22 protein-coding genes are annotated in these 20534 nt (G+C 33.4%); 6 read left to right on the forward strand and 16 right to left on the reverse strand.

Going from position 1 to position 20534, the window contains the following annotated elements:
* Nucleotides 1-32 precede the first annotated feature (32 nt).
* Together PMI10_RS09885 and PMI10_RS09890 are read right to left on the reverse strand one after the other, a co-directional pair.
* Nucleotides 33-1112, reverse strand: a complete 1080-nt coding sequence (locus PMI10_RS09885; RefSeq protein ID WP_007807265.1) for a glycosyltransferase family 9 protein — start codon at nucleotides 1110-1112, stop codon at nucleotides 33-35.
* Between the two features lie 236 nt (nucleotides 1113-1348).
* A complete protein-coding gene (locus tag PMI10_RS09890; protein ID WP_007807267.1) occupies nucleotides 1349-2143 on the reverse strand; it encodes a DUF2797 domain-containing protein in 795 nt (264 codons plus the stop codon).
* A 245-nt stretch (nucleotides 2144-2388) separates the two neighbouring features.
* Here PMI10_RS09890 and PMI10_RS09895 point away from each other — a divergent pair, with 245 nt between their 5' ends.
* Nucleotides 2389-3897: a GH3 auxin-responsive promoter family protein gene (locus tag PMI10_RS09895; protein WP_007807269.1), complete on the forward strand. Its 1509-nt coding sequence runs from the start codon at nucleotides 2389-2391 to the stop codon at nucleotides 3895-3897.
* A 90-nt stretch (nucleotides 3898-3987) separates the two neighbouring features.
* Nucleotides 3988-4617 carry a class I SAM-dependent methyltransferase gene (locus tag PMI10_RS21660; protein WP_007807270.1) on the forward strand — a complete coding sequence of 210 codons (630 nt, stop codon included), beginning with the start codon at nucleotides 3988-3990 and terminating at the stop codon, nucleotides 4615-4617.
* 700 nt (nucleotides 4618-5317) lie between these two features.
* Here PMI10_RS21660 and serB read toward each other — a convergent pair.
* The 6 genes from serB to PMI10_RS09930 all read right to left on the reverse strand — a co-directional run bounded on the left by serB (nucleotide 5318) and on the right by PMI10_RS09930 (nucleotide 9036).
* Nucleotides 5318-6547, reverse strand: coding sequence for a phosphoserine phosphatase SerB (gene serB / locus PMI10_RS09905; protein WP_007807272.1), 1230 nt, complete (start codon nucleotides 6545-6547; stop codon nucleotides 5318-5320).
* Nucleotides 6548-6731: 184 nt separating this feature from the next.
* Nucleotides 6732-7175 carry a VOC family protein gene (locus tag PMI10_RS09910; protein ID WP_007807274.1) on the reverse strand — a complete coding sequence of 148 codons (444 nt, stop codon included), beginning with the start codon at nucleotides 7173-7175 and terminating at the stop codon, nucleotides 6732-6734.
* A gap of 49 nt (nucleotides 7176-7224) precedes the next feature.
* Complete coding sequence (locus PMI10_RS09915) at nucleotides 7225-7668, reverse strand: SRPBCC domain-containing protein (protein WP_007807275.1); 444 nt, start codon at nucleotides 7666-7668, stop codon at nucleotides 7225-7227.
* A 9-nt stretch (nucleotides 7669-7677) separates the two neighbouring features.
* Nucleotides 7678-8088, reverse strand: coding sequence for a VOC family protein (locus tag PMI10_RS09920; protein ID WP_007807277.1), 411 nt, complete (start codon nucleotides 8086-8088; stop codon nucleotides 7678-7680).
* Nucleotides 8089-8199: 111 nt separating this feature from the next.
* Nucleotides 8200-8604 (reverse strand): SRPBCC family protein, encoded by a 405-nt coding sequence (locus PMI10_RS09925; RefSeq protein WP_007807278.1) that lies wholly within the window; start codon nucleotides 8602-8604, stop codon nucleotides 8200-8202.
* A gap of 21 nt (nucleotides 8605-8625) precedes the next feature.
* Nucleotides 8626-9036, reverse strand: a complete 411-nt coding sequence (locus PMI10_RS09930; RefSeq protein WP_007807280.1) for a VOC family protein — start codon at nucleotides 9034-9036, stop codon at nucleotides 8626-8628.
* A gap of 142 nt (nucleotides 9037-9178) precedes the next feature.
* On the opposite strand from PMI10_RS09930, the gene PMI10_RS09935 reads away from it, so the two are divergent.
* Nucleotides 9179-10141, forward strand: coding sequence for a GlxA family transcriptional regulator (locus PMI10_RS09935; RefSeq protein ID WP_007807281.1), 963 nt, complete (start codon nucleotides 9179-9181; stop codon nucleotides 10139-10141).
* 317 nt (nucleotides 10142-10458) lie between these two features.
* Here PMI10_RS09935 and PMI10_RS09940 read toward each other — a convergent pair whose 3' ends face one another.
* The 8 genes from PMI10_RS09940 to PMI10_RS09975 form a co-directional block, all read right to left on the reverse strand.
* Nucleotides 10459-11157, reverse strand: a complete 699-nt coding sequence (locus PMI10_RS09940) for a hypothetical protein (RefSeq protein ID WP_007807282.1) — start codon at nucleotides 11155-11157, stop codon at nucleotides 10459-10461.
* Nucleotides 11158-11346: 189 nt separating this feature from the next.
* Nucleotides 11347-12057, reverse strand: a complete 711-nt coding sequence (locus PMI10_RS09945) for a hypothetical protein (RefSeq protein ID WP_007807284.1) — start codon at nucleotides 12055-12057, stop codon at nucleotides 11347-11349.
* Nucleotides 12058-12312: 255 nt separating this feature from the next.
* Nucleotides 12313-13545, reverse strand: a complete 1233-nt coding sequence (gene clpX / locus PMI10_RS09950; RefSeq protein WP_007807285.1) for an ATP-dependent Clp protease ATP-binding subunit ClpX — start codon at nucleotides 13543-13545, stop codon at nucleotides 12313-12315.
* A 79-nt stretch (nucleotides 13546-13624) separates the two neighbouring features.
* Nucleotides 13625-14299, reverse strand: a complete 675-nt coding sequence (gene clpP, locus PMI10_RS09955; protein WP_007807288.1) for an ATP-dependent Clp endopeptidase proteolytic subunit ClpP — start codon at nucleotides 14297-14299, stop codon at nucleotides 13625-13627.
* A gap of 302 nt (nucleotides 14300-14601) precedes the next feature.
* The gene (locus PMI10_RS09960) at nucleotides 14602-15927 is read right to left on the reverse strand and encodes a trigger factor (RefSeq protein WP_007807289.1); all 1326 of its coding nucleotides are present in this window, start codon (nucleotides 15925-15927) and stop codon (nucleotides 14602-14604) included.
* Nucleotides 15928-16046: 119 nt separating this feature from the next.
* Nucleotides 16047-16391 carry a phage holin family protein gene (locus tag PMI10_RS09965; protein ID WP_007807291.1) on the reverse strand — a complete coding sequence of 115 codons (345 nt, stop codon included), beginning with the start codon at nucleotides 16389-16391 and terminating at the stop codon, nucleotides 16047-16049.
* Between the two features lie 52 nt (nucleotides 16392-16443).
* On the reverse strand, nucleotides 16444-17208 hold the full coding sequence (locus tag PMI10_RS09970; protein WP_007807293.1) for an alpha/beta fold hydrolase: 765 nt from the start codon (nucleotides 17206-17208) through the stop codon (nucleotides 16444-16446).
* A gap of 1 nt (nucleotide 17209) precedes the next feature.
* Nucleotides 17210-17923, reverse strand: coding sequence for a pyridoxine 5'-phosphate synthase (locus tag PMI10_RS09975; RefSeq protein WP_007807296.1), 714 nt, complete (start codon nucleotides 17921-17923; stop codon nucleotides 17210-17212).
* Nucleotides 17924-18038: 115 nt separating this feature from the next.
* On the opposite strand from PMI10_RS09975, the gene PMI10_RS09980 reads away from it, so the two are divergent.
* From PMI10_RS09980 to PMI10_RS09990, 3 genes are all read left to right on the forward strand, one after another.
* Nucleotides 18039-18698 (forward strand): CBS domain-containing protein, encoded by a 660-nt coding sequence (locus PMI10_RS09980; protein ID WP_007807298.1) that lies wholly within the window; start codon nucleotides 18039-18041, stop codon nucleotides 18696-18698.
* An 87-nt stretch (nucleotides 18699-18785) separates the two neighbouring features.
* On the forward strand, nucleotides 18786-19673 hold the full coding sequence (locus tag PMI10_RS09985) for an NAD kinase (protein WP_007807300.1): 888 nt from the start codon (nucleotides 18786-18788) through the stop codon (nucleotides 19671-19673).
* A gap of 173 nt (nucleotides 19674-19846) precedes the next feature.
* On the forward strand, nucleotides 19847-20533 hold the full coding sequence (locus PMI10_RS09990; protein WP_007807302.1) for a type IX secretion system protein PorG: 687 nt from the start codon (nucleotides 19847-19849) through the stop codon (nucleotides 20531-20533).
* Nucleotide 20534 lies beyond the last annotated feature (1 nt).

Consider the following 20534-nt stretch of genomic DNA (forward strand, 5'->3'; position numbering starts at 1 on the left):
ATCTACTACTACGATTGACCTTTTTTTTAACTCTAAATTGCTTTGGAATATATCTCTGATTTACCATTATTCAGAATTGTATTAATGGCTTTTAAATACTCTTTTTTAGAGCATGTATTTACATCCAGTCCAATACTGTTATTGTCATATGGCTCATATTTTTTCTGATCTGAAACCGAAAACAATCCTATTGTTGGGGTTTGTACAGAACTTGCCAAATGCATAATTCCGCTGTCTGCACCAATAAATAAATCGGCGTTGGCAATTACTGCTCCAATCTCACGAATATCCTTACTATAAAATGTAGGTGCTTTAAAACTGATTTGAGAAACATTTTCGATGGGTAAAATCTCAATAATATTGTAATTTTCATATTCAGATTTGAGACTGGCATAAAAATCTTCCCACCAGGATTCAGGTAAACATTTTGTTCCTGTTGCATAAGTAAACACACAAATTGTTTTTTTAGAATTGTTCACTAAACTTTTTAGTGTTTTTTTCCCTTCGGCAATTTCAAAAGAAGTGAGTTTAAGATTTAAAGGAGCAATGTTGCTATCTCTTTTTTCTAAACCTAATTTAGTTATATAATCCCGAAAATGATAAATCGGATATTTAGCAATGTGTGCATAATCACCATAATATAAATTAGCCGAAAAAGGCAAATCACCAAAAAATTTATGTTTCGAATTAGAAAATTTTGTTGCCAGTCGTCCCGAAGATGAACCCTGATCTACATTAATAGCGATATCATATTTTTGTTTTTTTAATGAAATCCAGACGCTAAAATATTTTAGTAAATTACTGAAAGGCTTTTTGGGCAATTCAATAATTTTGGATACCTGATCATAATTTTCATAAATTACAGGGGCTAAAGTTCCCTTAACAAATAAATCGATTTTACAATTTGGAAACGTTTGTTCAATCTCCTGAACAAAAGGCGTAATCAGTAAAAGGTTTCCTAATCTTGCATTAGGTCTGCAAATTAGAACCCTTTTGATTTCGTTTTTATTGACCAGAATAATTCCCCGTTCTGAATTCTGTTTTCCAATATTCTTAGTGAGACCATGCATTAAAGCACGTCTAAAAACATTTATTTTACTTGAAATACCCATTTTATAAATAATTTTAGATTTGGATTATATTATTTTAAAAAGAACTCATTTGTATACATACAAAACTAAATTCTAAATTCTTTTAAAATTAAAATCTTCCAATAAGTAATTATTATAAAATTGTAATCAAACGTTTCAACTTTCACACATTAAGCGTTTCAATATCAAATATTTAAAAAACAAAAAATGCCTTGTAAATCACAAAGCATTATGGTTTATTATTAAAACTGAAAATATTATACTGCTATAGTTACGATATAACCTTCAGAGCCCCGGATATTAAAAACTGTTCCGTTTTCAAAGATTAAATATTGCCCTTTTATCCCAATTAGTTTTCCTTGAAACGAAGGTGTTTTATCTAAATTTAAACTTGCAATTTTAGCCGGATAATGCAATACCGGATAATTTAACTCGTATAAATCATTTTTATGGGCATAAAAATATTCACGAACTTCTTCAGGGATCAAATTCTCTACTTTGACTTTTTCAGCGACCAAATCAAAAACTGCTGTCGTATCCTGAAGCATTTTCCTCCAATTTGTTTTATCTGCATAATGGTTTTTAAGAGCCACCTCTGTTATGCCCGCCAGATATCGATTTGGAACTTCAACAATTGCAATAGCCTGTGTTGCCCCCTGATCTATCCAACGGGTTGGCACTTGTGTTTTACGCGTTACTCCAACTTTTATTTCACTTGACAAGGCCAGATAAACCACATGAGGCTGCAATTGCACTTTTTGCTCAAAATCCAAATCACGATCTGCAATTCCTAAATGTGCCGTACTTAATTCTGGTCTCATAATCCAGTCTCCAACTGCCGGACTCGAATAAAAACAATCATAACAAAATCCCTGACGAAATATTTTTTTCTTTTTATTGCAATTCAAACATTGATAACCAACAAAATTAATCTCAATTTCCTTATTCAATAATTGATTTACATTTAGAAAACTATCCTCAAAAACCAGATAATATTGAATTGGATTTCCGATTTCAGTTTGCATTTTTGTAAGTACGCCTTGATATGTCATTGTATTTTAGATTGCTGATTTTAGATTTTAGATTTGCTCAGGATAATGAACTTTTATTATTAAAACTCAATTTTTAAAATCGAATCTTACTATAAATAGAATTGTTTTTTGTAAAAAAACACTATTTTTGATACGAAGGACAAAGTTAATATTTGTTATCAATATTCAAATTTTAAATTTCCTGATTTTGCACTAGCCACAAAATCTAAAATCTAAAATCAGCAATCTAAAATCTAAAATTCCCCATGCCCCTATCCATAATCAATTCATTCGCTTCATGGGTCCTCAAACAAAGGATTCATCAAATAGAACTTTTCCTTAAATATCCAAATGAAGTTCAGGAAGAATTACTCCATAATTTATTGCAAGCTGCTGAAAATACAATTATTGGAAAACAATATGAATTTGCATCAATAAAATCATATCAGACTTTTACGGAAAGAGTTCCTATCTCGACTTACGAAGAATTACAGCCTTTAATTGAGCGCACGCGTCAGGGAGAGCAAAATGTGATTTGGGAAACTCCCATAAAATGGTTTGCCAAGTCAAGCGGAACTACCAATGCCAAAAGTAAATTCATTCCTGTAAGTACCGAAGCTCTTGAGGATTGCCATTATAAAGGAAGCAAGGATTTACTTTGTTTGTATTTGAATAATAACGAAGATTCGGAATTATTTTTAGGAAAAAGTCTTCGCTTGGGTGGAAGCTCTCAGATTTACGAAAACAACAATACTTTTTTTGGAGATTTGTCTGCTATTTTGATTGAAAACATGCCTATTTGGGCTGAATTCAGCAGTACGCCAAGCAGTAAAACCTCTTTGATGACAGAGTGGGAAAGTAAGATTGCAGCGATTATCAACGAAACAAAAAATGAAAATGTAACGAGTTTTGCAGGAGTTCCTTCCTGGATGCTGGTTTTAATGAATAAAGTTTTAGAAAATACCGGTAAAGAAACGTTACTGGATGTCTGGCCAAATCTTGAAGTTTATTTTCATGGAGGTGTCAGTTTTTCTCCATATAAAGAACAATACAAAAAGATTTTACCAAAAAAGGATTTTAACTATTACGAAATTTACAATGCGTCCGAAGGTTTTTTTGCCATTCAGGATTTAAATAATTCCAGCGATTTGTTATTGATGCTGGATTACGGAATTTTCTACGAATTTATTCCGATGGATACTTTTGGAACTCCAAATCAGAAAGTGATTCGTTTAGCTGATGTTGAACTAAATAAAAACTACGCTATCGTAATTACCACAAATTCAGGGTTATGGCGTTATTTGATTGGCGATACGGTTCGTTTTACTTCATTAAACCCATACAGAATTCGGGTTACAGGAAGAACCAAACATCATATTAATGTTTTTGGTGAAGAATTAATGGTCGAAAACACTGATCAGGCAATTGCCAAAGCATGCGAACTTACCCAAACTGAAGTGATTGATTATACAGTCGCCCCAATTTTTATGCAGGACAAGGAAAAAGGCGCACATGAATGGATTATCGAATTCAAGAAAAAACCGACCGATGTTGAGCTTTTTCAAAAAGTTTTGGATGAAACCCTGCAGACTTTAAACTCTGATTATGAAGCAAAACGCTGTAATAACATGACTTTGAACCCTTTGGTAATTAATATTGCCAGAGAAAATTTATTCTATGACTGGCTGAAAGAAAGAGATAAATTGGGTGGTCAGCATAAGATTCCGAGACTTTCCAATCAGAGGGATTATTTGGAGCAATTGAAGGAAATGTAGTGTAGATTGAAATTAAACATATTCAATAATTGGCAATCATTGTAAAATGACACAGTGCAACATTTTGAATATAATTAAAGACATATAAATATGGAAAATGTTTGGAATAAAATACCGCTTGAAGATTATGAGCTTCATATGCAACACGAATCCGTTGGACAATTACACTTACTCAATAACCTGACTAAAAAATATTTGGATAAACTAAGTCCCAAAACAGTCGTATTTTTGGGAATTGCAGGAGGGAATGGATTGGAACATATTGATAATAGCGTTACTGATCAAGTATTTGGTATCGATATAAATCAAAACTATTTGGACGAAACGAAAAAGCGATTCAAGGATCGAATTCCAAATCTACATCTTATTAACATTGATATATCTTCTGAAAAAACCGAAGAAATAACCAAAGCAAATTTAATTTGGGCCGCATTAATTTTTGAATATGTTGAAATTGACACTTGCTTTAAATTTATCAATAGTATCATCCTGGAAAATGGGCACTTAATTGTAACAATTCAGGAAAATAATGGAGTTAGTTCTGTCAGTCAAACAGGAATAGAAACAATTAAATCAGCAGGACAAATATTTAAGCTAATTTCTGAAAGTGATTTGGTGTCAAGTGCTAACAAATTCGGATTTTGTAAAATTGACTTTGAGGAGAATATATTGCCGAACGGAAAGTCGTTAAAAACATATACTTTCATAAAAAACAACTAAATCACTGCTGGCGCAAGCGTCTCTCACATGCTAACGCGAGCGTCCCGCTCGTGAACACAATCAAACTTCAAATTAGCTTCTTTACGGGTACGAGCGGGGCGCTCGCACTAGCAAAAGAAATTTAATACTATGACTTGCCACTAGCTTTAGCTAGTTGGGCTAAATCAGCAAAATTATAGGCTTTAGCCAAATTTAAGTTTGTCAATAATTTTGGCTGAAGCCTTGATCTATTTTAATCCATATTCCTCCAGCTAAAGCAGGAGGCAATTCAAAATAGAAACTTCTTATAAAACTTAAATCCCCATGCTGTCGCGAGCGTCCCGCTCGTGAACACAATCAACTTCAAATTATTCATTTAGGAATTAACGCCAAGTTTGTCATTTCGCCCTTTTGGGAGAAATCACACAAGTTAAGAAAGTACTGCTGTCGAATATTGGATGTGATTTCTCGTTCCTCGAAATGACAAAATGCGATAATTTTATGAAGATCCATAATTCCACTACACTGCATGAGGGATAGTAGTGGAAATCCTTTTGTGCCGGGGTTCGGCACAAAAGATTGCAACGGATAGCCCGACCCGCTTTTTTCGGCGGGGCATGCCCATAAAAAAACCTTAATCTAATAAATGAATTAAGGTTTGTTTTTTATTTGATTGCGAAGACGCACTGCTGTGCGCCTCTACGAAATGACAATCTGTTTATTACATCATATCAATATATCGGTCGTGATATCCTAATAAGTACAAAACACCATCAAGACCTAAACTTGAAATCGATGTTGAGGCACTTTCTTTTACTTTTGGTTTTGCGTGAAAAGCAATTCCTAAACCGGCTAAATTCAGCATTGGCAAATCGTTTGCTCCGTCACCAACTGCAATGGTTTGATTGATGTGAATACCTTCTTTTTCGGCAATTGCCTGAAGATGTTCGGCTTTCTTAAGTCCGTCAACAATATCACCTAAATATTTACCGGTTAATTTACCGTCTTTAATTTCTAACTGATTGGCATGAACGTAATCAATACCCAATTCTTTTTGCAGGTATTCACCAAAATAGGTAAATCCTCCTGATAAAATAGCGGTTTTATATCCGTAATATTTTAAGGCTTTCATTAAACGATGAGCTCCTTTTGTAATTGGTAAATTTTCAGCCACTTTTTGCAAAACATCTTCACTTAAGCCTTCCAGCAAAGCCATGCGTTGTTTGAAACTTTCGTTAAAATCAATTTCTCCATTCATTGCAGATTCTGTAATGGCTCTTACCTGATCACCCACACCATTCAGTTCCGCCAATTCATCAATTACCTCAGTCTGAATTAGAGTAGAATCCATGTCGAAACAAACCAAACGTCTGTTTCTTCTGTAAATATTATCTTCCTGAAAAGAAATATCAACATCCAATGTTCTGGAAATTTCCATAAAATTAGCTGTCATGGCAATCTTATTCACTATTTCTCCGGTTACGGATAATTGTATACAGGAACGGGGATATTCTTCTTTTTCGACAACAGAAGTCCTGCCTGTCAATCTTATAATTGAATCAATATTCAGATTTTGGTCTGACATTATTTTAGTCACTGCAGCCAATTGGGAAGCCGCCAGTTTTTCTCCTAAAATATTAATGATATAACGTTGCTTTGATTGTGATTTTACCCACTTTTCATAATCTTCAATAGAAATCGGAATGAACTTAACCTTAATTTCCAATTCATACGCCTTAAATAATAAGTCTTTTAAAACAGGGCCTGAAGAAGAACCCGCTTCAATTTCGAACAAAATCCCTAAAGAAAGTGTGTCGTGAATATCAGCCTGTCCAATATCTAAAATATTGGCATCGTAAGCGGCCAATACGGCAGTTAAACCTGCTGTCACTCCTATTTTATCGTGTCCTGAAACTTTTAATAAAATTATCTCTTTATCTTCTAGTGCCATTTTATCCTTATTGATTTAGAAGCGACAAAAATCGACAATCTATTGTTGATAAAAAAGAATATCCTTTGTTTTTTTAAACACAAAAAGCACAATTTAATGTGCTTTTTTGAATTAATTTAACAATAATCTTCGTGTATTAAAATTATATAACTTTAAATCACTCGAAATTAAAATTGTCTGTTATTTATGCTGGTACATTTTCATCAAAATTCACCATCCAGCTAATGCCAAATTTATCTTTGAACATTCCAAAATAAGCACCCCAAAAGGTTTTATTCATTGCCATAAAAACATTTCCCCCTGCTGATAATCCGTTGAAAATCCTGTCTGCTTCTTCCCTGCTTTCGACATTGACTGATACAGAAAAATTTCCTCCAAAAGTCACATCTCCGGATTGTTCGCTACTGTCGCTTCCCATTAAAATAGTGTTTCCAATTGGCAGTGAAACGTGCATTATTCTATTTGCATCTTTCTCTGATACTTCAGCACAACCTCCATCTTCGCCTGCAGGCATATCTTTAAATTTTCCGATATAAGGAAACTCTCCTCCAAAAACTGATTTGTAAAACAGAAATGCTTCTTCGCAATTTCCATTAAATATTAAATAAGGATTTACTGATGTTGCCATGATATTTTATTTTTATTGTTTGTTATTATTTTTATTCTCAATCTTTAGTCTATTTTCTTTCTTCAGATAATTCTTTTACCGTTTCCAATCCCTTCGGAAAAGCTTCTTTAAAATAATCGATATATTTTTCGACTACATCAACCTGAGCTACTAAATCCGTAAACTCATCGTCCGGAGTTAATCGGTAAGTTTCCATTGCACCACTCCATTTTTTGGTTTCTTCATCAATTGGTAACTCTTTAAAATCTTTTATTTCACCAATATGTTTAAACGCCATATATTCATTTGGAATCTTTGTTTCGATAATACTGTTCATTCCTTCTCCGCTTGGAGACATGAAATGTATTTTGTCGCCCTCATTCCAGTCACTTACCGCGTAGGAACCTTCACAAAAAGCACCTGTCCATTTTTTATACGTTTCGTCATTCCATAAGACTGACCAAACTTTTTCTGCCGGAGCCTTGATTCTAATTTTAAATTCCAGTGTTTCCATTTCTAATTTTTATTGAGGTAATTTGCTAAAATCCATAAACAGGACATTCCAACGATGTCCATCCAAATCAGCAAAAGCACATCCATACATCCAGCCCTGATTTTCTGCAGGTGGTGCGAAAACATTTCCACCGGCTTCTTTTACTTTTTCAGCTAATTCATCTACTTCTGCAGCGCTTTCAGCATCAATCGAAATCAGAATTTCTGAACTTGATTGTGTATCTGTAAGTTTGTTTTGAGAAAAACCGGCAAATAATGATTCTTCAAAAAGCATTACTACAAAATTCCCTTCTCCTACTACCATACATGTAGAGCTTGGCGTATCGTGTTGTTCATTAAAAGAAAAACCTATTTTTCCAAAAAAGTCTTTCGCTTTTGCCACGTCTTTTACAGGCAGATTCAACCATATTTGTTTTGTCATTTTTTGATTTTTTTCGTTATACAATTTTTTTAAACCATATAAGTGATATAAGTAATTTAAGTCTGTGTCAGGTTAAAAACTTTGAGCCTTTGTAACTTTGAACCTAAATAATTAATTATTCTCCACATAACTTTTAAAATTATCCAGAATTGCCTGCCAGCCTCCACGTTGCATTTCTTCCGGATTTACTGTTTCCGGGTCAAAACTCTCTATTATTTCTACTCCGTCTGGAGTTTCATTAAAGCTAATTTCAACCTTACGTCCGTCAGCCATTACATATTCAATAGCTTCATTAGTTTTAACCAAAGTATATTCTCCTTCAAAATCAAAACTCATACTGCCATCTTTTGCAGCCATAGTCGATTTAAATTTTCCTCCTTCTCTCAAATCGTTTTCTGCATAAGGTGTGTGCCAGTCCGGCGATGCAAAACTCCATTTTGTAATATGCTCCGGCAAAGTCCAAAACTCCCAAACTTTATTTATTGATGCATTAATCGTTGTTTTTATTGTTATCATATTTATTATTTCAAATTTAATTTATACTTGATCTGGTATTTGACTTTCATCCATAAAGAAAATCTCCCAATGATGTCCGTCTATATCCAGAAAAGTGCGATGATACATCCAGCCGTAATCTTGTGTTTTCATATATTCTGATCCTCCGGCTTTAACAACTTTTTCGATCATTTCATCTACTTCTTCACGAGTTTCAACTGATATCGAAATAAGAACTTCACTTGTTGTAGCAGTATTACAAATTTGCTTATTGGTAAATGTTTTATAAAACTCTTCAACTAACAACATTGCATTTATATTTTCTCCAATAATCAAACAGGTTGCTTTATCATCAGTAAATTTTGGATTGAATGAAAAACCCAGTTGGGTAAAAAATGCAATTGACCGATTTAAATCTTTGACAGGAAGATTTAGGAAAATTTTTGTTTTCATGTTGTATAAAATTACAAATTATTTAAAAAACAAATGTAAAATATTACAAAAGGCTTTAGGCTACAATAAAAGTCAACTTTAGGGGCATTTGAGACAAAATAGTTATTTTTGTAAAGATGTTGATTTTCTAAAATAAAAAACCATGAGTAAGAAAGTAGCCTTAATTGTACCATACGACTATAAATTATTAAGCATAGCCGCTATTTTAGAAGTTTTTGAAACTGCTAATAAACTGAAACAAACTGAAAAGCCTTTCGAGATTATGATATTTCAATCGGAAGAACAAATCAATCAGGAAACATTGTTTGGGTACGAAATCAATTCTATTGAAGCTTCACATGAAATCATGGGTTTGATTTTGATTCCCGCTTTTACCACAGACAATATGAGTGAAATGATTGCGAAGAACAAAAATTTTATTCCGTGGTTACAAAAACAGCATCAGTCGGGAGCTGAATTGGCTAGTTTTTGTACCGGTGCTTTTTTGTTTGCCGCTTCAGGTTTACTCAACGAAAAACTGGCCACTACACATGTCGATGCCTGCAGTGCCTTTACAAAAGCGTTTCCATTGGTAAAATTGAAGTCAGAAGAAACCTTAACCGCTGACGGAAGTTTGTATACCAGCGGAGGATCAACCTCAACTTTTCATTTACTGATTCTCCTGGTGCAGAAATATTGTGGAAATGAAACTGCTGTTCAGATTGCTAAAATTTTCTCGATCGATTTAAACCGGTACAAACAGAGTTATTTCAGTACTTTCAGACCGAACCATTTACACAATGATACTTTGGTTGCCAGGCTCCAGCAAAAAATTGAAAACGAATACAGTACAATTGAAACCTTAGAAGAGATCACAAAAGATATTCCGACGAGTGCCCGAAACATGACACGCCGTTTTAAACAAGTTACAGGGATTCCTCCCATAGAATATTTACAAAACATCAGGGTTGAGAGTTCTAAAAAGTATCTGGAACAAACGCAGCTTTCGATTTCGGAAATTATTGAGAAAACGGGTTACAATGATCCAAAAGCATTTAGAAAAGTATTCTATAAAATGGTTGGCATGAAACCTATTGAATATCGGGAGAAATTTAGGGTGCAGTAATTTTTTCTGGAGCAGAGGTTTCGTTTTCAGATTGCCTCTAGTCCTTCTTTACACTATATCTATTATTGTGAACCCCACAACAATAGGATACCGTTTCAATCAGGGCTAAAAATAGACTTTTCATTTTCATAACAGGAGACAGTTATGACTTTTAATAATCCACATCAAAACTTTTTTATTCGTTTTCAAAAGTTCATCAATTTCTTTCATCTTTCATTAGAAACTGCTGGACAACCCCAGCAGCTTTGGAGAAATCATCAGGAAAGGAAAAAGGATTATTAAAACATTCAAATTTTGTAATCATGCAATCCACTCAATCAGTTTTTAAAATGAATTTCAAAATCTATTTCCTTAAAGTCCATTCCCGCCACTTCATTCCGTTCTAAATCTTCTTTAACGTTTTCATCAATAATTACATAAGCACCCCAAAAAAACCAACGTAGAGAAAAAATATTAAAAGAATGATTGAGAACAAGCCTACTAAATTTTATTTTAAGGTTTTTGGATTCTAATTGGGAAAATATCAAGTCATAATTGCCTTGCGTTGGCAATTCTCCATCATACTTCTCAACAACATTATTAGTGATCGGATCATATATTACATATTCGGTGTTTGCCTGATCCATATTTGAAATATCGTCATGCTGTTGAAAAATGGAATAATTATACTTTTGGTCTTGGAATAATAATTTCGCGGGGTAGAATTTAAATTCTGACTCTGGATATCTATACTTTGACAATATCGACTTGCATTTTTCTGAAACAAGCAACCTATTTGTGCCAGTCATGAAATGGTATACATCAAACCTTTGAAATTCCCATGACTTAACATTTTCCGAATCATCTTCATCCCCAAATCCTGAACACCTTAGATCAAATTCTCCATTTACATCAATCAATTCTTTAGTGATTTGAGCAAGGATTTTACGTTTATCAAGAGGTTGCTTGTCTCCTGCTACATTGGGTATATAGTAAGGACCATTAAATAATGTCTTCTCTAATGTGAAGTATTTCATAATCATTTAACCGTTATCTCATTTAGCTTTTGTGAGCCGTTAATATCCTCATTTTTGATTTGCTTCTTTACTCGCATAACAAGGTCTTTCAAAGCATCAAATTTCTCAGCATTGCTTACATTCTCTACTATTGTTAAAATCTTTTCCTCATCTGGGTTGATAACTTAGGATGAGGTACTGAGTAATCTGCTATTGAACATTTTTAAACTGTATCTCAAAATCTATTTCCTCAAAGTCCACTCCCGTCACTTCATTCCGTTCTAAATCTTCTTTAACGTTTTCATCAATAATTATAAAAGCACCCCAAAAAAACCAACGTAGAGAAAAAATATTAAAAGAGTTATTGAGAACAAGCCTGCTAAATTTCATTTTAAGATTTTTGGATTCTAATTGGGAAAATATTAAGTCATAATTGCCTTGCGTTGGCAATTCTCCATCATAATTCTCAACAACATTATTAGTGATTGGATCATATATCACATATTCGGTGTTTGCCTGATCCATATTTGAAATATCGTCATGCTGTTGAAAAATGAAATAGTTATACTTTTGTCCTTGAAACAATAATTTCGCAGGGTAGAACTTAAATTCTGACTCCGGATATCTATACTTTGACAATATCGACATGCATTTTTCCGATACAAACAATCTATTTACGTCTGTCATTGTAAACCTATATATATCAAATCGTTGACTTTCCCATACTCTAAAATCATCCGGGTTATCTTCGTCCCCAAAGCCATAACATCTCAGGTAATCAAATTCACCATTTACATCTGTTAGTTCTTTCGCGATTACACCCAGACTTTTACGTTTATCAATGGGCAATTTATCACCAGCTACATTAGGTATATAATCAGTGGTATCTAAAATCTTTTTATGTAAAGTAAAGTACTTCATAATCATTTTGTGTAAACACTTCTTGTATCTATATAGTTCACTTCATTAATTAAACTTTAAAATAGTTTCTAGTTCAGTTCCACTAGTGTTAAAACCATCTTGAATAATGTTATTTACATTAAATCATACAGCAGTCGCTATAAAACGCATGCGCCAGCCTTAACCATCTACTTAAAAATGAAAACAAAATACTCTTAAAAACAAAAAAGCCTGCTCAATAAATGAACAGGTTTTTAAATAAATATATTTTAAAATTTAAGAAGCAATTTCCATTCTTTTCAATAAATTTTTACTCAAAGTATGTTTGGCATAATCTCTGTCAATTGTCAGCACTTTATCGTCTGAACTTGGCAATTCGTACATCGCATCTGTCAAAATAGCTTCGCATAACGAACGCAATCCACGAGCTCCTAATTTGTATTCTAAAGCTTTATCAACAATAAAATCCAAAGCTTCATCAGTAATACTGAATTCCACTTCATCCATCAAAAATAACTTTTGATATTGTTTGATTAAGGCATTTTTTGGCTGTGTTAAAATCGCACGCAATGTTTCTCTGTCCAGAGGATCCATATGTGTCAAAACAGGTAAACGACCAATGATTTCCGGAATCAAACCGAAATCTTTGATATCTTTTGGAATAATATATTGCAATAGATTGTCTTTGTCAATATTATCCACATTTTTAGAAGTTGAATAACCAACTGCCTGACGGTTCAAACGTTTAGAAATAATGCGTTCTACTCCATCAAAAGCTCCACCGGCTATAAACAAGATATTTTGTGTATTTACCTCAACAAATTTCTGGTCCGGATGTTTACGTCCTCCTTTTGGAGGTACATTGACAACTGTTCCTTCTAATAATTTCAGCAGAGCCTGTTGCACACCTTCACCGGAAACGTCACGAGTTATTGATGGATTATCACTCTTACGGGCAATTTTATCTATTTCATCAATAAAAACGATTCCTCTTTCAGCTTTGGTTACATCATAATCTGCAGCCTGCAGTAAACGCGTCAAAATACTTTCGACATCCTCACCCACATAACCTGCCTCTGTAAGTACGGTTGCATCAACAATAGCCAAAGGAACGTCTAACATTTTTGCGATGGTTTTAGCCACCAATGTTTTTCCTGTTCCGGTTTGACCAACCATAATGATATTGCTTTTTTCGATCTCAACTTCATCGTCTAATTGCTGTTGCATTAAACGTTTGTAGTGATTATAAACCGCAACCGACATTACTTTTTTTGTCTGGTCCTGACCAATAACATATTGATCTAAGAAAGCTCTGATTTCTTTTGGTTTCTTTAAAATTAAGTCCCCGACAAGCTTTGCACTTCCGCTTGATTTTAATTCTTCTAATACAATTCCGTGTGCCTGTTCAATACACTTATCACAAATATGTGCGTTGATACCTGCAATCAATAAATTGGTTTCTGGCTTTTTTCTTCCACAAAACGAACATTCTAATACTACTTTTGCCATTTTTTATGTTTCAAGTTTAAAACGTTTCAAGTTTCAAGTTAGCAATTGCAACCTGAAACCTGAAACTTTAAACTAATTTTTAACCTCTTTTCAACACTTCATCAATCATTCCGTATTCTTTGGCTTCGTCAGCTTTCATCCAGTAATCACGCTCACTGTCTTTGTGTACTTTATCAAAAGTTTGTCCTGAATGTTGAGATATAATATTGTATAATTCATCTTTCAGTTTCAACATTTCACGTAAGTTGATTTCCATATCTGTAGCAACTCCCTGTGCTCCTCCTGATGGCTGGTGAATCATTACTCTTGAATGTGGTAAAGCCGAACGTTTTCCTGCTGCTCCTGCACATAATAAAACCGCTCCCATAGAAGCTGCCATTCCTGTACAAATTGTCGCCACGTCTGGTTTGATGTATTGCATAGTGTCATAAATTCCTAATCCGGCATAAACACTTCCTCCGGGAGAATTTAGATAAATTTGAATATCTTTTGAAGCATCAGCACTTTCTAAAAATAATAACTGAGCCTGAACGATATTGGCGATCTGATCGTCAATACCTGTTCCTAAAAAGATAATCCTGTCCATCATTAATCTTGAAAACACATCTAATTGAGAAATATTCAACTGACGTTCTTCAATAATATATGGTGTCATATTAGTTGGGTTCATTGCAGCTATGATTTTGTCATAGTACATTGCGTTTACTCCCTGGTGCTTTGTAGCAAATTTTTTGAATTCTTTACCGTAGTTCATATTTTTAGTTTAAAAGTTTGAAAGTCTAAAGTCTGAAAGTGACTTTAAACGGATTAAACAAAGTTCATACCTTTTTATAAATGATGTCAATTTGTCTTCTTTTTATATTTGATAAGTTTCAAGTTTTGAGATTTATGAAATAAAAACTTAAAAAAAGAGCGTCAAAAATTATCTTTTTGACGCTCAAATATAACTATTTTTTATCTTTCAGTATCTGTAATAAAATCTTAAAATTTGAAATAAAACTAATAAATCTCTACTCCACAACTTTCGACTTTACAACTTTTAACTTTCTACTGAATTTATTCTCCGTAAGACGCAGCAATAAATTCTTCGTAAGTTACTTCTTTAGTTGTTGGATTTGCTTTTTCTTTAAACACTTCCAATAATTTTTCTGCAACAACCTGCTCAGAAAGTCTTTTCACCTCTTCCTGGTTAGATAAAACTCTTGCTACAATTCCCTGAACCTCTTCGTCAGTTGGATTTGTCTGGCCAAATTGAGCCATTTGTTGTTTAATTGCTCTTGTTGTAAAAGCTTTTAAATCTTCAAACGTGATTTGGATATTACTTTGAGCCATTGCTTTTCCTTCAATTAATTGAAAACGCAATCCTTTTTCAGATCTTGCATATTCAACTTCAGCTTCTTCTGCAGAAAGTTGTTTTTCTCCAACAGTCTGTAACCATTTTTTAAGGAATTCAGCCGGTAAATCAAATTTTGTATTTTCGATTAAGAAATCCTGAACATCCAGTAATAATTTTTGATCTGCCTGTTGTGCGAATTGTGCTTCAGCATCTTCCTTAATTTTAGCTTTCAAATCTTCTAATGAAGCTACTTTTCCTTCACCAAAAAGTTTATCAAATAAATCCTGGTTTAATTCTGCTGGTTCAGAAACATTGATTGCTTCAACTGTAAAAGCTACATCAACTGCTAAATCATGAACATTATCGTGACCCACTTTTAAGTAATCCATTAATTGGTGATCGTCTTCAAACAAACCTTTTGTGTTTACTGTAACTACATCACCAACTTCTTTACCTACAAATAAATCAGCTGTTTTTTTATCTTTGAAAACTGACAATGAAAAAGTTGTTTTGTTTTCGATTCCGTTTTCTGCGTTTACGAAAGTTCCTGTAATATCAGAGTCTGCAGTAATTTTTTCAACAGGATTTGCTTTTCCGAATTGTTTTTGGATACGCTCTACCTGACCGTCGATTAATTTATCATCAGCAGTAACGATGTATTTTACGATATTGTTTTTTGCTTCCAAATCAATTTCGAAGTTAGGAACCAAACCAATTTCATATTCAAAAGTTAATTCTTCAGCATCCCAATCAAAGTTTTCATTTACTTTAGGAAGAGGAGTTCCTAAAAGATTTAGTCTTTCAGATTGCACAAAACGCTCTAAAGCCAAATCAACTACTTTTTTAACTTCTTCCTGTTTAATTGCTTTTCCGTATTGTTTTTCAACAAGGTCTTTTGGCACTTGTCCTTTTCTAAAACCTTTAACAGTCGCCAAAGGCATTTTTTCGTTTATTCTTTTTGCTACCTGACCTTTATAATCCATGTGAACAACTGTCATTACAATTGTTTCATTCACAGCGTCTTTTGCTACTCTTTTAATATCCATCTTCTTCTTTAATTTACATAATAAAATTGGGTTGCAAAATTATAAAATTTTTGCAACCCAACCAAGTTTTTAATCTATTGTATTTGAAGACGTTTAAAACGCACTTTGATATTTTTAAATCATTTGTCTTCTCCAATAATTTTATTGGCAATTGATTGAAGAACTGACAAGATAATACTGAACAATAAAGCCGTCAAAAATGAATCAACATGAAATCCTCCGACAATTTTAGTGCAAAGCAAAATTATTACTGCATTAATAACCAACAAAAACAATCCGAGGGTAACAATAGTTACCGGAAAAGTCAGGACTACTAATATAGGCTTTATAAAAACATTCAACAATCCTAAAACTACTGCAACAATTATGGCTGTTGTAAAGCTAACAACATGTATGCCCGGCATAAAATGACCGATTAATAAAACAAGGACGGCAGTAACAAGCAGTCTGATTAATAGTTTCATATTTTCTTTTTTAAAGTTTTTAATAAATGTAATAAAATTTTTCCGAAACCAATTATTCTTTTAAAAATGCAGTCGTCAATTCGAAGAACATTTTTGGGTTTTCGGCATGAAGCCAATGTCCCGCATTTGGAATCGTTTCGAATTTAACGTTTGGAAAATGCTCACGGATAGCATCAAAATCCGAATCTAAAATATATCCCGATTCTCCTCCTCTAATAAATAAGGTTGACTTTTCGAAAACCAAACCATCAGCCAAAGCTTTTCCGATGGCATCTAAATTATTATTGAAAACTGCCAGATTAAATCGAAAAGCCAATTGTCCGGGTTCCTTCCAATATAAATTTTTTAATAAAAACTGACGTGTCCCAAAATCCGGAACATATTGTGTTACAATTGCTTCAACATCATTTCGACTTGGCTTTACAGAGAAATCTACTGCATTTAATCCTGCCAAAATATCCTGATGATGCTGTTTGTAAAACTTTGGACCAATATCGGCTACAATTAATTTATCTACAATTTCGGGGTGTGTCGTTGCAAAAAGCATTGCTACTTTCCCCCCCATCGAATGTCCTAAAATATCTATTTTATTCAGTTGATTTCCCTGACAATATTCGAATACGTCCTGCACCATTGCTTCATAACTCCATTCATCTGAATGAAAACTGCGACCGTGATTTCGTAAGTCCAAAATATGAACCTGAAAACCTGCATCAACATATTGTCCGGCAAGTGTTTTCCAGTTGTCTGACATTCCAAGAAAACCATGCATGATAACGAAAGGTTTTCCTTCGCCTTCTATTTTTGAGTAAAGCATATTATTTTAATTTTTGCAAATACATATTAACGACATTATCCAAACCAAGATAAAGAGCTTCTGCAATTAAAGCATGACCAATTGAAACCTCAAGTAATCCTGGGATGTTTTGTTTGAAAAACTGAATATTATCCAAACTCAGATCATGACCGGCATTAATCCCTAAACCTAACTCATTTGCTAATTCTGCAGACTTAACATAAGGATCAATTCCGTTTTTATTTCCTAAACCATATTGATGTGCAAAAGCTTCCGTATATAATTCAATTCTGTCTGTTCCTGTTTTTTTGGCACCTTCAATCATTTCCAAAACCGGATCTACGAAAATTGAAGTTCTGATCCCGTTACGTTGAAACTCCTGAATAACTTCACTTAAATAGGATTGATTTTTTATGGTATCCCAACCGGCAGAAGACGTAATAGCTCCAATTGCATCCGGAACCAACGTTACCTGCGTAGGTTTACATTCTAAGACCAAATCGATAAAATTATGTTGCGGATTTCCTTCAATGTTATATTCTGTATGTACGATTGCCTTTAAATCACGGGCATCCTGATAACGAATATGTCGCTCGTCCGGACGCGGGTGAATCGTGATTCCCTGTCCTCCAAAATTCTGAATATCTGCAGCAACTTTTAACAAATCAGGAACATTTCCGCCTCGCGCATTTCGCAGAGTAGCAATTTTATTGATATTTACACTTAACTTTGTCATATAAATAGATTATTAATTCTAGTAACATTATATTTGTAACGACAAAAATACAAAGTAAAACGTAGCGTTTTTTGCTATTTTTTGATTATTTTGCATCAAAATCTTCAAACGACTTATGACAGAAATTACCAACTATATCACCAACGATTTTAGAGCAATCGATAGTCAGGAAACGATAGCATCGGCTCAGGATTTTTTTGCAGATATGAATTTTTCGCATTTTCCGGTTTTGGAGAACGGAATTTTCATAGGAAGTATAGCAGCTGATGATGTTGAAACTTTTGACATCGACAAAAAAATAATTGACTACAAATACACCTTAGAGCGTTTCTTTGCCAGAAAATCGATGATTTGGCTTGATGTTCTGGAAGTTTTTGCAAAAAATCATACAAATGTGGTTCCAATACTTGATGAAAATAATATTTATATTGGATATTATGAGATGGAAGACATTATGAAATTTTTTCAGGAAACTCCGTTTTTAAAAGAACCGGGAGGAATTATCATTGTTCAGAAAGGTCTTTTGGATTATTCAATGAGTGAAGTGGCTCAAATTGTAGAAAGCAACAATGGAAAAGTATTAGGTAGTTTTGTTTCTGAAGCAAATTTGGAAAATGTTCAGATTACTATAAAAATTGGACTGGGTGCCATCAATGAAATTATCCAGACTTTCAGAAGATACAATTATGATATAATTTCAGAACATCAGGAAGATACCTATATCAATAGCTTAAAAGAGCGCTCTGATTATTTAGACAAATACCTTAATATATAATTTAAATGTGACAATCAGAAAATGAGTCAATTAAATAATTTTCACATTGGCACATTATCAAATTTTCTCATTATCTAATTTAAAAAAATGAAAGTAGCCATTTACGGACAATATTATCAAAATAGTACAGAACCTATTATTAAAGACATTTTTGTGTTTTTTAATACCAATAATGTCGAAATGGTCATTGAAGAAAACTTTCTGAAAATGCTTTATGAGAAACAATTAATTACAAAAGAATACAAAACTTTCTCAGCAAAAACAGAACTCGACGATAGTTTTGAAATGTTGATAAGTATCGGGGGTGACGGAACTATTTTAAGAGCAGCCACCTTAGTTCGTAATTCCGGTGTACCAATTTTAGGAATTAATGCCGGGAGATTAGGTTTTCTGGCAACTGTTCCAAAAGAAAGTATTGATGGGTTTTTACAGTTTGTTATTGATAAAAATTACACCATCTCCGAAAGAACTTTGTTAAGCCTTACCTGCGATCCGAAAAATGATGCCATCGAAGATGATTTAAATTTTGCAATGAACGAAGTTACCGTTAGCCGAAAAGACACAACTTCGATGATTACCGTTGAAACTTATTTAAATAATGAATATTTGAACTCGTATTGGGCAGACGGACTTATACTCTCAACACCAACAGGCTCAACAGGGTATTCTATGAGTTGTGGCGGACCAATATTAACTCCAGATGTAAAAAGCCTTGTAATTACCCCTATTGCACCTCATAATCTAAATGCAAGACCACTGGTTATACCTGATGATACTGAAATTAAACTTCGTGTTTCCGGAAGAGAAGATCAATATTTAGTATCATTAGATTCGAGAATTGCATCAATTAAAAACGAATCGGTTTTAACCATCAAAAAAACAAATTTTAAAATTAAAATGGTTGAAATTCCAGGCGAAACTTTCTTAAAAACCCTCAGGAAAAAATTGCTTTGGGGAGAGGATAAAAGAAATTAAACCTTTTTCCGAATTCCGGCTATACGATATTAGTACTTTTTCCCGTTCTACACATATCGAATCTTCATTAAATGTCTCAAAATCATACAGTAAATTTAAAAAAAGACACATTTAGCTAAAGGAACGTTGATTCGTATTGATAATTATTATATTTGCACGCAATTTTGAATTAAATGAAGAAAATTTTTAATTTATTGTTATGTTTTTTCCCCTTTATTACACTGAATGCTCAAATAAATGAGATTGGTGTCTTTCTTGGCGGAAGCAACTTTGTTGGGGATGTAGGAAGTACTACTTATATCTCTCCTGAAAAACCTGCTTTTGGAATTTTGTATAAATGGAATAAAAGCCCGCGTCATGCATATCGCTTTTCATATACCCAATCTACAATTGCAGGAAATGATTTAGATTCAAAAGAAGGAGGAAGAAACAAAAGAGGCTTTAACTTTAAGAACAACATAAAAGAACTTTCCGCCGGATTAGAATTTAATTTCTTCGACTTTAATTTACATGACTTAGATCCAAAACTCACGCCTTACGTATTTTCAGGCCTAAGTTATTTTAGATATGATGAATTATATATAGTAAACGGACAAACTGAAAAAAATAAAGGATCAAGTTCTTCATTTGCCATACCTATAATATTAGGACTAAAATCAAACATAAGCCGTCATTTTGTTTTGGCAGCGGAAATTGGGGCCCGTTATACTTTTACAGATAACATCGACGGAAGCTTTCCTAAAGACGATTCGTTAGCAAATAATCGTTTCGGAAATTTAAACAATAAAGACTGGTATGTTTTTACAGGAGCTACATTAACATATACCTTTGGACAAAAACCTTGCTATTGTGCAGAATAAA

Origin of the sequence: Flavobacterium sp. CF136 (assembly GCF_000282055.1) — a bacterium.
In the GTDB taxonomy this organism is placed as follows: domain Bacteria; phylum Bacteroidota; class Bacteroidia; order Flavobacteriales; family Flavobacteriaceae; genus Flavobacterium.